Origin of the sequence: Devosia limi DSM 17137 (assembly GCF_900128975.1) — a bacterium.
Classification (GTDB): Bacteria; Pseudomonadota; Alphaproteobacteria; order Rhizobiales; family Devosiaceae; genus Devosia; species Devosia limi.
This window is the reverse complement of record NZ_FQVC01000003.1, coordinates 75,614-88,999: the sequence shown is the minus strand read 5'-3', so window position 1 is coordinate 88,999 and position 13,386 is coordinate 75,614. Positions and strand designations below refer to the sequence as shown.

The window sequence follows — 13,386 nt, the reverse complement described above, 5'->3', positions numbered from 1 at the left end:
CGAGTTCCTCGTGCCAGTGACCAGCAAGAAGACATCTCCCAAAGCTGACGGGCCAGTCAGTGCTGCTTATGCGGCGCTGGTGGAGCGCGGGGTGCTGAGTGCGGATCCGGCGCAGCGGGAGGCGGCGGCGCTGCTCAATGGGGTGGCCGAGGGGCTGGCGAAGCGCAAGCATGCTGGATTGCTGGCGCGGTTGCTGGACAAGCCGGAGCCAATCAAGGGCGTCTATCTTTATGGCGAAGTCGGGCGTGGCAAGACCATGCTGATGGACCTGTTCTTTGCCGCCGCGCCGACACGGCACAAGCGGCGCGTGCACTTCCACGAATTCATGGACGAGATCCATATCGGCATCGCCGCCTTCCGCAAGAAGGCCAAGGCCAAGGGCGATAGCGGGGATCCGATCGAGGCGGTGGTCAAGCCGATCATCAAGTCAGGGCTGCAATTGCTGTGCCTGGATGAATTCCATGTGCATGACATCACCAATGCGATGCTGCTCTACCGGCTGTTCGACAAGCTGTTCGCGGCGGGCGTGGTGCTGGTGGCGACATCGAATGTGACGCCGGACGGGCTCTACAAGGATGGGCTCAATCGCGCGCTGTTCCTGCCCTTCATCAAGCTGCTGAAACAGCGGACGATCGTGGCGGCGCTGCCGGCGGCGCAGGATTATCGGCGGCTGAAATTTGCCGGGCAGGATGTCTACCATATCGGCACCGGGCCCGAGGCGCGGGCGGCGATGGACCGGCTGTGGCTGCGCATCACCGGTGGCGAAGGCGGCGCGCCGACCAGCGTCGAGAGCGTCGGGCGGCACATTCCGGTGCCACTTGCGGCAATGGGCGCGGCACGGTTCAATTTTGCCGATCTCTGCGAGGTGCCGCTGGGCTCGCGTGATTTCGTGCGGCTGGCCCATGTCTTTGACAGTCTCATCATCGATGCCGTGCCGCAGATGGACCGCAGCAGGTCCGATGCGGCCAAACGCTTCATCCTGCTGATCGACAATCTCTATGACCGCGGCGTCAAACTGGGCGCCAGTTTCGCGGTGCCGCTCGAACAACTGGGCAAGGACGACAGGACGGCGTTCGAATTCGAGCGCACGATTTCGCGGCTGATCGAGATGCAGTCGGCTGACTACCTGGCGCAGGGTCTGCGTGACGATGGCGCATCCGAGCCGGTCCTGGCGCCGAACGGGTGATCGGCGGCACTGCGGGCATGGCGGCCCCGGATTGGACAGGGACCGCCATGCATGGGCGTCAGTCGGTGAAGTCGAATTCGGCCAGCTCGCAGACATTGTTGTTTTCCGAGACGACCTCGTCGCCGTCCTCGAACACGGCCTTGAAGTCGTATTTGCAGTAGCCGCTGCCATCATCGATATTGATCATGACGCTGCTGCCGGCCAGCAGAACGTCTTTGCCCAGAATGTCTTCCTCCCAGGCGCTGGTGCCGGTATTGGAGGCATAGAATTCATAGATGTCGTATGACGACACATTGTTGATCTGCACGCGCCGATCCAGGGCCGAGGCCGCAGTGACGCTGGCCATCGCCAAGACGAGCGCAAGGCCCGCTGCAATCTTTTTCATGTTGTTCCTCAGGGCGTTGCTCGCCCGGCGGTTTGCTTAGTTCAACCCAACGGACATCCGCAAGCCGTGATTTGAAATATACTTGCCGGGCCCGGTTCGCCCGCCATCCGTGCCTGCGCTCCTTGCCCGGCCGGCATCACCCCATCGCCCATCAGCATGGGGTGATGCCGCGTTTAGACGAAGGGTTCACTTGCTCGCGGGGGACCGAGAGGCTAAGAGGTGCGCCAATTCAACGCAGTCGGGGATGACAGCTTATGGCGCGCAAGAAGATCGCTCTTATCGGGTCGGGACAGATCGGTGGAACCCTGGCCCATCTGGCGGCTCTCAAGGACCTCGGTGACATCGTATTGTTCGATATCGTCGATGGAGTTCCGCAGGGCAAGGCGCTCGATATCTCCCAGTCGGCTCCGGTCGAAGGCTATGACGCCAAGATCTCGGGCACGTCCAAGTATGAAGACCTCAAGGATGCCGACGTGGTGATCGTCACCGCCGGCGTGCCGCGCAAGCCCGGCATGAGCCGCGACGATCTGCTGGAAATCAACCTCAAGGTGATGGAGCAGGTTGGCGCAGGCATTGCCAAATACGCGCCCAAGGCTTTCGTCATCTGCATCACCAACCCGCTGGACGCCATGGTCTGGGCGCTGCAGAAGTTCAGCGGCCTGCCCACCAGCCAGGTGATCGGCATGGCCGGCGTGCTGGATAGCTCGCGCTTCGTGCATTTCATTGCCGACGAGCTCAACGTGTCGGTGGAAGACATCAACGCCTTCGTGCTGGGCGGCCATGGCGATACCATGGTGCCGCTGGCCCGCTACTCGACCGTTGCCGGCATTCCGCTGACCGACATCGTCAAGATGGGCTGGATGAGCAAGGAAAAGCTAGACGCCATCATCCAGCGCACCCGCGATGGCGGCGCCGAAATCGTCGGCCTGCTCAAGACCGGTTCGGCATTCTACGCGCCGGCCACCTCGGCCATCGCCATGGCCGAAAGCTATCTCAAGGACAAGAAGCGCGTGCTGCCAGCTGCTGCTTACCTCGATGGCCAATATGGCGTGAAGGGGACCTATGTTGGCGTGCCGGTGGTTATCGGTGCCGGTGGCGCCGAGAAGATCATCGAGATCTCGCTGAACTCGGCCGAGCAGAAGGCTTTCGACAAGTCGGTCGCATCGGTCGAAGGGCTGATCGAGGCCTGCAAGAAAATCGCGCCCAAGCTGGCGTAAGGAAATCGGGGCTCCACTGCAAGGTGGGGCCCTTCTCGCGACCTCACCCCCGCAAAGGCGAGGGTTCTGTCCCCGCTGGCGCGGGGATCATATCCCCGGCAAGATCGGGGTGATGGCGCGAGATCAGAATGGATTCCCGCCTCGGCGGGAATGACCCGGTGGGAGCAAGGCGCTCCGTGACTGGCCAAGTTTTACCCATCCAAGGGGACTTTGAATGAACATCCATGAACACCAGGCCAAGGCGCTGCTGAAGACCTACGGTGCCCCGGTTGCCGCTGGCGTGGCGATCTTTTCGGCTGACGAAGCGGAAGCCGCGGCCAAGTCGCTGCCGGGTCCGCTCTATGTGGTCAAGAGCCAGATTCATGCCGGCGGCCGCGGCAAGGGCAAGTTCAAGGAACTCGGTCCCGATGCCAAGGGCGGCGTGCGCCTGGCCAAGTCGGTCGAGGAAGTCGTTGCCTTCTCCAAGGAAATGCTGGGCAATACCCTGGTGACCAAGCAGACCGGCGACGCCGGCAAGCAGGTCAACCGCCTCTATATCGAAGACGGTGCCGATATCGAGCGCGAGCTGTATTGCTCGCTGCTGGTCGATCGTGAAACCGGTCGCGTGGCGTTCGTGGTGTCGACCGAAGGCGGCATGGACATCGAGGCCGTCGCCGAGCATACGCCCGACAAGATCGTGTCGCTGTCGATCGATCCCGATACCGGCGTGACCGCTGCCGATACCGCCAAGCTGGTGGAGACACTGGGCCTGACCGGCGCGGCTGCGAGCGACGCGCAGAGCCTGTTCCCGGTGCTCTACAAGGCCTTTGTCGAAACCGACATGAGCATGCTGGAAGTCAATCCGCTGATCGTCATGAAGGACGGTCACCTGCGGGTTCTCGATGCCAAGGTCAGCTTCGACAACAACGCGGCCTTCCGTCACGAGGAGCTGAAGCCGCTCCGCGACATGACCGAGGAAGACGCCAAGGAAATCGAAGCGTCCAAGTATGACCTGGCCTATGTCGCCCTCGACGGCAATATCGGCTGCATGGTCAATGGCGCGGGCCTGGCCATGTCGACCATGGACATCATCAAGCTCTACGGCGCCGAGCCGGCGAACTTCCTCGACGTTGGTGGCGGCGCCACCAAGGAAAAGGTCACCGCGGCCTTCAAGATCATCACGGCCGATCCCGCCGTCGAAGGCATCCTGGTCAACATCTTTGGCGGCATCATGCGCTGCGACGTCATCGCCGAAGGCGTGATCGCCGCGGTCAAGGAAGTCGGGCTGACGGTGCCGCTGGTGGTTCGCCTCGAAGGCACCCGCGTCAAGGAAGGCAAGGAAATCCTCGACCAGTCCGGCCTCAACGTGATTTCGGCAGACGATCTCGACGATGCCGCCCAGAAGATCGTGGCGGCGGTCAAGGGGCACTAGGCCATGCGCCTTGAGTTCCACGAAATCAAACACATCCTGAAGGACCAGAAGTAATGTCGATCCTCGTCAACAAAGACACCAAGGTTCTCGTGCAGGGGCTGACCGGCAAGACCGGGACATTCCATACCGAACAGGCGCTGGCCTATTACGGCACCAAGATGGTGGGCGGCGTGAACCCCAAGAAGGCCGGGGAAACCTGGACCAGCGGGCTCGATGCTTCGGCCTCGCTGCCGGTGTTCGCCTCGGTTGCCGAAGGCAAGGAGCGCACCGGCGCCACTGCCTCGGTGGTCTATGTGCCGCCTCCCGGCGCCGCCGCCGCGATCATCGAAGCCATCGATGCCGAGATCCCGCTGATCGTGTGCATCACCGAGGGCATTCCGGTGCTCGACATGGTGCGGGTCAAGGCCCGGCTGGAAAAGTCCAAGTCGCGCCTGCTGGGGCCAAACTGCCCGGGCGTGCTGACGCCGGAAGAATGCAAGATCGGCATCATGCCCGGTTCGATCTTCTCGAAGGGCTCGGTGGGCATTGTTTCCCGCTCGGGCACGCTTACCTATGAAGCGGTGTTCCAGACCACCAATGAAGGCCTGGGCCAGAGCACGGCCGTCGGTATCGGTGGCGATCCGGTCAAAGGCACCGAATTCATCGACATGCTGGAAATGTTCCTGGCTGACGATGCGACCAAATCGATCATCATGATCGGCGAAATCGGTGGTTCGGCCGAAGAAGACGCCGCCCAGTTCCTGATCGATGAAGCCAAGAAGGGCCGCAAGAAGCCAATGGCTGGCTTCATCGCCGGCCTGACTGCGCCCAAGGGGCGCACCATGGGCCATGCTGGCGCCGTAATTTCAGGCGGTAAGGGCGGGGCCGAAGACAAAATCGCGGCGATGGAAGCGGCTGGCATCAGGATGTCGAAGTCTCCAGCCCGCATCGGTCGCACGCTGGCCGAAGTCCTCAAGGGCTAAGCCAGTAGGCCGAAGGTCTGTCATGCTTCGGGGATACAGGGATGGTCGGCCATCCCTCCCCGGGGTTGACGATCACATTACCGAGAAAGCCGTGGCGCCGTGGGGGGCGCCGCAAGTCTTAACAGGATACAAAGGATCAGCGGTCAATATCGTCGAAACTGTTTTTTGACCGCGTTTGAGACTGGCCCAGGCCAGTTCGTTGAGAAGGAAGGCGGGGCGTGGGCCTCGCAACAAAAGCGATGACACGACAGGAAAAGAACGACACGTTCTTGCTGACTTCTTTCCTCTATGGAGGAAACGCCGACTATATCGAGCAGCTGTATTCCCGGTTCAAGACCGATCCCGAAAGTGTCGATGACACCTGGGCGGCCTTCTTCGCCAAGCTCGACGATAGCCAGAGCGACGCGCAGAAAAGCGCCGACGGTCCGAGCTGGGGCCGCAAGGACTGGCCGCAGGCCGTGACCGGCGAGCTGGTCAGCGCGCTGGACGGCAATTGGGGCGAGATCGCCGTCAAGACCGAGAAGGCCATCGCCAAGAAGGCCGAAGCCGCCGGTGCACCCGCAGCCTCGGCCGCCGACGTGCTGCAGGCGACGCGCGACTCGATCCGCGCCATCATGATGATCCGTGCCTACCGCATGCGCGGTCACCTGCACGCCGATCTCGATCCGCTCAAGCTCAAGGCCGACGAGCCGGCGCCCGAACTCGATCCGGCGACCTATGGCTTCACCGAAGCCGATTACAGCCGCAAGATCTTCATCGACAATTATCTGGGTCTGGAATACGCCACGCTCCCGGAAATGCTGGCGATCCTGCGACGCACCTATTGCGGCACCGTCGGCATCGAATTCATGCATATCTCCGATCCGGAAGCCAAGCAGTGGATTCAGGAACGCATTGAAGGTCCGGACAAGGAAATCAGCTTCACGCCCGAGGGCAAGAAGGCGATCCTCAGCAAACTGATCGAGGCCGAGGGCTTCGAGAAGTTCCTCGACGTCAAGTTCACCGGCACCAAGCGCTTCGGTCTGGATGGCTCGGAATCGCTGATTCCCGCGCTGGAGCAGATCATCAAGCGCGGTGGCGCATTGGGCATCAAGGACATCGTGCTGGGCATGGCCCACCGCGGTCGCCTGAACGTTCTGACCCAGGTGATGCAGAAGCCGCACCGGGCGCTGTTCCACGAATTCAAGGGCGGGGCCTTCTACCCCGAGGACGTCGAGGGTTCGGGTGACGTGAAGTACCATCTGGGTGCTTCGTCGGACCGCGACTTCGATGGCAACAAGGTCCACCTGTCGCTGACGGCCAATCCAAGCCATCTGGAAATCGTCGACCCGGTGGTGCTGGGCAAGTCCCGCGCCAAGCAGGACAAGCACATTGCCCCCGACGGCAAGCTGGTCAACATCGCCGATGGCAGGCCCGACCGGTCCATGGTGCTGCCGCTGCTGCTGCACGGCGATGCCGCGTTTGCCGGCCAGGGCGTGATCGCCGAGTGCCTGGGGCTTTCGGGTCTCAAGGGGCACCGCACCGGCGGGTCGATCCATTTCGTGATCAACAACCAGATCGGTTTCACCACCTCGCCGCTCTATTCGCGCTCGTCGCCTTATCCGACCGACGTCGCCAAGATGATCGAAGCGCCGGTGCTGCATGTGAATGGCGACGATCCGGAAGCCGTGGTGTTTGTCGCCAAGGTGGCGATCGAGTACCGCCAGCGCTTCGGGCGCCCGGTGGTCATCGACATGTTCTGCTATCGCCGCTTCGGTCACAACGAGGGCGACGAGCCAAGCTTCACCCAGCCGCTGATGTATTCGCGCATCCGGGCGCACAAGACCACGCTCGAGCTCTATTCGGAAAAGCTCGTCGGCGAGGGCCTGATGACGGCCGAGGCCATCGAAGGGCTCAAGGCTGAATGGCGCGCCAAGCTGGAAGCCGAATTCGAGGCCGGGCAGGACTATCGCCCGAACAAGGCCGACTGGCTCGATGGCGCGTGGAAGGATTTCCGCCCGGCCGAGCAGGAAGGCCCGCGCCGGGGCGACACCGGCGTCGCCGTGGCAGACCTGGCCCAGATTGGCGCCGATCTCTGCAAGGTTCCGGCTGACTTCAACGTCCACAAGACGGTCAAGCGCTTCCTCGACAACCGCCTGTCGGCCATCCAGGCCGGCGAGGGGATCGACTGGGCGACCGCCGAAGCGCTGGCGTTCGGCTCGCTGGTGACCGAAGGTCATCCGGTGCGGTTGAGCGGCCAGGATTGCGAACGCGGCACGTTCAGCCAGCGCCACTCGGTGCTGAACGACCAGAAGGACGATCATACCTATACCCCGCTCAACAATCTGAGCCCCGACCAGAGCCGCTACGAAGTCATCAACTCGATGCTGTCGGAAGAGGCCGTGCTGGGGTTCGAGTATGGCTATTCGCTGGCCGAGCCCAAGGCATTGACGATCTGGGAAGCCCAGTTCGGCGACTTCGTCAACGGCGCTCAGGTGGTGATCGACCAGTTCATCTCCTCGGGCGAGCGCAAGTGGTTCCGCATGTCGGGCCTCGTGATGCTGTTGCCGCATGGCTATGAAGGGCAGGGGCCAGAGCATTCCTCCGCGCGTCCTGAGCGCTTCCTGCAGCTGTGCGCCGAGGACAATATGCAGGTCGCCAACTGCACCACGCCGGCCAATTACTTCCATATCCTGCGCCGGCAGGTGACCCGCGCCTTCCGCAAGCCACTGATCCTGATGACGCCCAAGAGCCTGCTGCGCCACAAGCGGGCAACCTCTGGTCTCGCCGAAATGGGTCTCGACTCCTGCTTCCATCGCCTGCTCTGGGACGATGCCGAGGCACCGGGCGCGCCCAAGACCACGATCCGGCTGACCAGCGACGAGCAGATCCGCCGCGTCGTCTTGTGCACCGGCAAGGTCTATTACGACCTGCTCGAAGATCGCGAGAAGCGCGGCATCAACGATGTGTATCTGCTGCGCCTGGAACAGCTCTATCCGTTCCCGGCCAAGGCGCTGCTCGATGAGCTGAACCGGTTCCCGAACGCCGAGATCGTCTGGTGCCAGGAAGAACCCAAGAATATGGGGGCCTGGGCCTTTATCCAGCCCTATGTGGAATGGGTGTTCGACCAGATGGGTCGTACGGGCCAGCGCGTGCGCTATATCGGCCGGCCGGCTTCGGCCTCGACCGCCACCGGGTTGATGCGGACCCACCTCGCACAATTGCAAGCCTTCCTCGACGAAGCCTTCGCGAACTAAAAAGGACCAAGCAAATGTCGACAGAAATCCGTGTGCCGACGCTGGGCGAAAGCGTTACCGAAGCGACGATCGGCCAGTGGTTCAAGCAGGTTGGCGATAGCGTTGCAGCCGACGAGCCGATCGTCGAGCTGGAAACCGACAAGGTGACCATCGAAGTGCCGGCCCCCGCTGCCGGTGTCCTGGAGGCCATCATGGCCAAGCCGGGCGAGACCGTCGATGTCGGCGCGCTGCTGGGCGCGATTGCCGCAGCCGGCGCCGCTGCCGCCAAGCCGGTCGAAGCGCCCAAGGCCGCCGCTGCGGCCGCTGCGCCGGTTGCTGCTGCGCCTGCCGCGGCCACCACTGGCACGATGCCGCCGGCTCCGTCGGCTGCCAAGCTGCTGGCCGAGACCAATCTCGACGCAGCCGCCATTGCCGGTTCGGGCAAGCGCGGCCAGGTGCTGAAGGAAGACGTGCAGGCGGCTGTCAGCCGTGCGGCGGCGGCTCCGTCTGCTGCGCCCGCTCCGGTCGCTGCCAAGGCTCCGGCTGCACCGCGTGCGCCGTCCAATGCGGCCGATGCCGAGGGCGAAGAACGCGTCAAGATGACCCGTCTGCGCCAGACCATTGCGCGTCGCCTCAAGGACGCACAGAACACCGCCGCCATGCTGACCACCTTCAACGAGGTGGACATGAAGCCGGTGATGGACCTGCGCGCATCCTACAAGGACCTGTTCGAGAAGAAGCATGGCGTCAAGCTGGGCTTTATGGGCTTTTTCACCAAGGCCGTGGTCCACGCGCTCAAGGAAATCCCCTCGATCAATGCCGAGATCGATGGCGACGAGCTGATCTACAAGAGCTATGCCCATATCGGGGTGGCCGTTGGCACCGATAAGGGCCTGGTCGTGCCGGTGGTGCGCAATGCCGACCAGATGTCGATTGCCGAGATCGAAAAGTCGATCAATGGCCTAGGCAAGAAGGCCCGTGACGGCCAGTTGTCGATGGCCGACATGCAGGGCGGCACCTTCACCATCTCCAATGGTGGCGTGTATGGCTCGCTGATGTCGACGCCGATCCTGAATGCCCCGCAGTCGGGTATCCTGGGCATGCACAAGATCCAGGAGCGTCCGGTTGCGATCGGTGGCCAGGTGGTGATCCGCCCGATGATGTATCTGGCGCTCAGCTATGACCACCGGATCGTCGACGGCAAGGAAGCGGTGACCTTCCTCGTGCGCGTCAAGGAAAGCCTCGAGGCGCCCGAGCGGCTGGTGCTGGACCTGTAGGTTCGACCAGCCGGAATCCTGGCGCCGCGGTTGCCGCAGCACCCCCAGCCTGGCCCTCCTCTCAAGGGGGAGGGAACAGATCGGGGCTCGCGAAAACCGAGACAGGTTAAAGAATTGCATCGGGTCCGCTCTGGCGGGCCCGATTTTTTGTGGGCGGTGGATACTGGTGACAATGGGCACAATCCCCCGGGCTCCGCCGAAAGTGATCGGCGAGACGTATATAGGACGGGGCGCAGCCAAAATTTTGCGGCTATGACGCGGCATTCGTTTGGGATGCACGGTGAATTCTGGAGTTGTTTGGTTGACGGTTTTTAGGTGTTTTGCCGGTGTGGTGCTGCTGGCGCTCGGAGCGAGCGCGGCGCAGGCGCAGGAAGCCAATCCCGAACTGGTCGGGGAGTTGATGGCCTTCCATGGCTCCAAGGCCATTGTTTCGGCGATGACCACGCATTGCTATGAAACCACCGGGCTCGATCCGGCCTATCACAGCGCCTACGACAATTGGTATCTGCGCAATATCGGGTTTCTCGACCTTGCCGATCGGGTGGTGGCGCGGCTGGGCGGCGGCAATGCCGGAGCGCAACAGGCGGCCGAGACCTATGGCGGCGAGCAGATCATGAGCGCCTATAACCAGGCTGGCGACAAGGACAGCTTCTGCCGCGGCTTTCTGGAACAGGTCGACACTGGCGCGCTCGATATCGACAAGCAATTGCCGGGGCCGCTGAAACAGGCGCAGGCCATCGCCGCCGAGTAGTTATTGCGTTGGCTTCCGGGCAGGATCGTCTAGCCTGGGCGGATTGACCCCAAACCCGATTGAGCCGATTCCCCATGAGCCTTGAACTGACCCTGTTGCTGTGGAGCTTTGCGCTCGCGGTCCTCTATATTGCGGCGCAATCGCTGTTTTATCGAATCGAATATGGCGTGATCCATGCCGGTGGTGCGCGCGACAATGAGCGGGCGCCCAAGAGCCTGCTGACCTCGCGCGCCGAGCGGGCGCTGCGCAATTTCCTTGAGACCTATGCGGCGTTCATTGCCCTTGTGGTGGTGATCGAGCTGGCTGGGCGTTCGGACGGGCTGACCGTCTGGGGCAGCCAGTTGTATTTCTGGGCGCGTGTCGCCTATCTGCCGGCCTATCTCTCGGCGATCCCGTTCCTGCGCTCGGGGATATGGATGGTGTCGGCCATCGGGCTGGTGCTGATGTTCGTGGGCGCGGTCAGCTAGGGATTCCGATTGGAAAATCCGTAGTATTCGCTAAACAGGAGGTCCCGCAGCCGCGGGGCTGACCCTGCGCGGTCAGGCGCCCGATGTGAGACGTCGCGATGAGCTTTCCCTGGCTTGAATTTGCCGGCCTGATGCTGGCCTTCGGCATCAATGCGGTCATCCCGGGCGCCGATTTCGCCATGGTACTGCGGCAATCCATTGCCCATGGCCGGCGGGCAGCCCTGTTCACCTCGGCCGGTATTGCCACCTCGATCCTCGTGCACGGCAGCTACACGCTATTGGGCGTCGGGGTGATTGTCGGGCAGTCGCTGATGCTGTTCAACCTGCTCAAATGGGCGGGGGCCGCCTATCTCGTCTGGCTGGCGATTTCGGCGCTACGCAGTCCGCCGCCGACGCCGCCGGAAGAGGGTGACCTCGCCGGCGCGCGGCGCGGCGATGCAGCGGCATTTGCGCTGGGCTTTCTGACCAATCTGCTCAATCCCAAGGCGGTGCTGTTCTTCCTGGCGCTGTTCACCACGCTGGTTTCGGCGCGCACGAGCGGCCACGTCAAGGTGATCTACGTGCTGTGCATGAGCCTTATGCTTTTTGCCTGGTTCGCACTGGTCTCGCTCTTCTTTACAACGGCCAGTGTCCGACAGGGCTTTTTCCGCTTCGGCCGGTGGTTTAATCGTGTGACCGGCATTACATTCATCTTGTTGGCGGTGCGTGTCGCACTCGCCCAGCAGCACTAGGTGTATTGGGATTTAGGTGATGGTGGCCTGCGAGTGACAGTCTTCTGCGCTTCCGGTACTCACGTACCGAACGTACGCTGCGTTCCGGTTCTCGAAGACCGTCCCTCTCGACTCACCCTGACCTAAATCTCAACACACCTTCCTTTTTGAGGCATCCAATCATGTCAGACGCTTTCGATCTCACCATCATCGGCTCGGGCCCGGGCGGCTATGTCGCCGCCATCCGCGCGGCGCAGCTTGGGATGAAGGTCGCAGTGGTCGAGAAGTGGCCAACGCTGGGCGGCACCTGCCTGAATATTGGCTGCATTCCGTCCAAGGCACTGCTGCATGCGTCCGAGATGTTCGAAGAAGCCGGGCATGGCATGAAGGCGCTGGGTATCGACATTCCGACGCCGCAGCTCAACCTGCCGCAGATGATGAACCACAAGACAGAAACCGTCGCGGCCAATGTCGGCGGGGTGGATTATCTGTTCAAGAAGAACAAGATCACCGTGTTCCGTGGCATCGGCTCGATTGCTGCGCCCGGCCGGGTGCTGGTGACGCCGCAGAGCGGGCCGACCACGGAAGTGGAAACCAAGAATATCGTCATCGCCTCGGGTTCGGTTTCGGCCAACCTGCCGGGCATTGAGATCGACGAGAAGCAGATCGTGACCTCGACCGGCGCGCTGACGCTGGAAAAGGTGCCGGGCAAGCTCCTAGTCATCGGCGCCGGTGTGATCGGGCTGGAGCTGGGCTCGGTCTGGGCGCGTCTGGGCGCGCAGGTCACCGTGGTCGAATATCTCGACCGCATCCTGCCGGGCATGGATAGCGAAGTGGCACGCCAGTTCCAGCGCATGCTGCAGAAGCAGGGCATGGAATTCAAGTTGTCGAGCAAGGTTGCCGGCATCGACAAGCAGGACGACGGTTCGCTCAAGGTGCGGATCGAGCCGGCCAAGGGTGGCGACATGGAACTGCTCGACGCCGACGTGGCGCTGGTCGCCATTGGCCGCAAGCCGTTCACCGAAGGGCTGGGCCTGGATATCGTCGGCGTGGCGCTGGACGAGCGTGGCCGCGTGCGCGTTGACGGGCACTACAAGACCTCGGTCGACGGCATCTATGCGATTGGCGACGTGATCGCCGGCCCGATGCTGGCGCACAAGGCCGAGGACGAGGGCATTGCCGTCGCCGAGATCCTCAATGGCCAGGCTGGCCATGTGAACTATCTGGCGATGCCGGCGGTGGTCTACACCAATCCCGAGATCGCCACGGTCGGCAAGACCGAGGACGAACTCAAGGCCGAAGGCATCGACTACAAGATCGGCAAGTTCCCCTTTACCGCCAATGGCCGGGCCAAGGCGATGCTGGCGACGCAGGGCTTTGTGAAGATCCTTGCCGATGTGGAAACCGACCGGGTGCTGGGCGCCCATATCGTGGGCAAGAATGCCGGCGAGATGATCCATGAACTGGTGGTGCTGATGGAGTTCTCCGGTGCGGCCGAGGATCTGGCCCGTTCCACCCATGCGCATCCGACCTTGTCGGAAGCGGTGCGCGAAGCGGCCCTGTCGCTGGGCGATGGCGCGATCCACATCTAGGGCTGGATGCGCTTTTGATGACGAGAGCCTCGGCTGATGCCGGGGCTCTTTTTGTTATTGGGATTGGCTGGGATGGGTGCGAGGGAACTGCAGCACCCCCACCCTGGCCCTCCCCCGTAAGGGGGAGGGGACGCGGGCTGATGGCGGTGATGCTGCGAGGGGGAGGAGCTGGATCCCGGCTTTCGCCGGGATGACGGCTTAGGGCTCCGAAAA

11 protein-coding genes are annotated in these 13,386 nt (G+C 62.6%); 10 read left to right on the top strand and 1 reads right to left on the bottom strand.

Annotation, left to right across the window (positions count from 1 at the left end; genetic code table 11):
- The first annotated feature begins 10 nt into the window (after positions 1–10).
- Complete coding sequence (gene zapE / locus BUA69_RS05875; RefSeq protein ID WP_244468757.1) at positions 11–1,186, top strand: cell division protein ZapE; 1,176 nt, start codon at positions 11–13, stop codon at positions 1,184–1,186.
- 58 nt (positions 1,187–1,244) lie between these two features.
- Here the strand turns inward: zapE and BUA69_RS05870 are convergent, their stop codons facing one another.
- On the bottom strand, positions 1,245–1,571 hold the full coding sequence (locus tag BUA69_RS05870) for a hypothetical protein (protein WP_046135360.1): 327 nt from the start codon (positions 1,569–1,571) through the stop codon (positions 1,245–1,247).
- 254 nt (positions 1,572–1,825) lie between these two features.
- Here BUA69_RS05870 and mdh point away from each other — a divergent pair, with 254 nt between their 5' ends.
- The 9 genes from mdh to lpdA all read left to right on the top strand — a co-directional run bounded on the left by mdh (position 1,826) and on the right by lpdA (position 13,173).
- On the top strand, positions 1,826–2,788 hold the full coding sequence (gene mdh, locus BUA69_RS05865; RefSeq protein WP_046135361.1) for a malate dehydrogenase: 963 nt from the start codon (positions 1,826–1,828) through the stop codon (positions 2,786–2,788).
- Positions 2,789–3,002: 214 nt separating this feature from the next.
- Positions 3,003–4,199, top strand: a complete 1,197-nt coding sequence (gene sucC / locus BUA69_RS05860) for an ADP-forming succinate--CoA ligase subunit beta (protein WP_046135362.1) — start codon at positions 3,003–3,005, stop codon at positions 4,197–4,199.
- Positions 4,200–4,252: 53 nt separating this feature from the next.
- Positions 4,253–5,161: a succinate--CoA ligase subunit alpha gene (gene sucD, locus BUA69_RS05855; protein ID WP_046135363.1), complete on the top strand. Its 909-nt coding sequence runs from the start codon at positions 4,253–4,255 to the stop codon at positions 5,159–5,161.
- A 239-nt stretch (positions 5,162–5,400) separates the two neighbouring features.
- On the top strand, positions 5,401–8,397 hold the full coding sequence (locus tag BUA69_RS05850; RefSeq protein WP_046135364.1) for a 2-oxoglutarate dehydrogenase E1 component: 2,997 nt from the start codon (positions 5,401–5,403) through the stop codon (positions 8,395–8,397).
- A gap of 14 nt (positions 8,398–8,411) precedes the next feature.
- Positions 8,412–9,653, top strand: a complete 1,242-nt coding sequence (gene odhB / locus BUA69_RS05845; RefSeq protein ID WP_046135365.1) for a 2-oxoglutarate dehydrogenase complex dihydrolipoyllysine-residue succinyltransferase — start codon at positions 8,412–8,414, stop codon at positions 9,651–9,653.
- Between the two features lie 301 nt (positions 9,654–9,954).
- Positions 9,955–10,404 (top strand): hypothetical protein, encoded by a 450-nt coding sequence (locus BUA69_RS05840; RefSeq protein WP_143154433.1) that lies wholly within the window; start codon positions 9,955–9,957, stop codon positions 10,402–10,404.
- Positions 10,405–10,478: 74 nt separating this feature from the next.
- Positions 10,479–10,871: an MAPEG family protein gene (locus BUA69_RS05835; RefSeq protein WP_046135367.1), complete on the top strand. Its 393-nt coding sequence runs from the start codon at positions 10,479–10,481 to the stop codon at positions 10,869–10,871.
- Positions 10,872–10,969: 98 nt separating this feature from the next.
- Complete coding sequence (locus BUA69_RS05830) at positions 10,970–11,602, top strand: LysE family transporter (protein WP_046135368.1); 633 nt, start codon at positions 10,970–10,972, stop codon at positions 11,600–11,602.
- Positions 11,603–11,763: 161 nt separating this feature from the next.
- Positions 11,764–13,173: a dihydrolipoyl dehydrogenase gene (gene lpdA, locus BUA69_RS05825; RefSeq protein WP_046135369.1), complete on the top strand. Its 1,410-nt coding sequence runs from the start codon at positions 11,764–11,766 to the stop codon at positions 13,171–13,173.
- Positions 13,174–13,386: the final 213 nt, after the last annotated feature.

Coding starts and splice junctions, on each gene's coding strand:
- mdh (WP_046135361.1), top strand. CDS start 1,826: ATGGCGCGCAAGAAGATCGCTCTTATCGGGTCGGGACAGATCGGTGGA.
- BUA69_RS05850 (WP_046135364.1), top strand. CDS start 5,401: ATGACACGACAGGAAAAGAACGACACGTTCTTGCTGACTTCTTTCCTC.
- odhB (WP_046135365.1), top strand. CDS start 8,412: ATGTCGACAGAAATCCGTGTGCCGACGCTGGGCGAAAGCGTTACCGAA.
- BUA69_RS05835 (WP_046135367.1), top strand. CDS start 10,479: ATGAGCCTTGAACTGACCCTGTTGCTGTGGAGCTTTGCGCTCGCGGTC.
- BUA69_RS05830 (WP_046135368.1), top strand. CDS start 10,970: ATGAGCTTTCCCTGGCTTGAATTTGCCGGCCTGATGCTGGCCTTCGGC.
- BUA69_RS05870 (WP_046135360.1), bottom strand. CDS start 1,571: ATGAAAAAGATTGCAGCGGGCCTTGCGCTCGTCTTGGCGATGGCCAGC.
- sucC (WP_046135362.1), top strand. CDS start 3,003: ATGAACATCCATGAACACCAGGCCAAGGCGCTGCTGAAGACCTACGGT.
- sucD (WP_046135363.1), top strand. CDS start 4,253: ATGTCGATCCTCGTCAACAAAGACACCAAGGTTCTCGTGCAGGGGCTG.
- lpdA (WP_046135369.1), top strand. CDS start 11,764: ATGTCAGACGCTTTCGATCTCACCATCATCGGCTCGGGCCCGGGCGGC.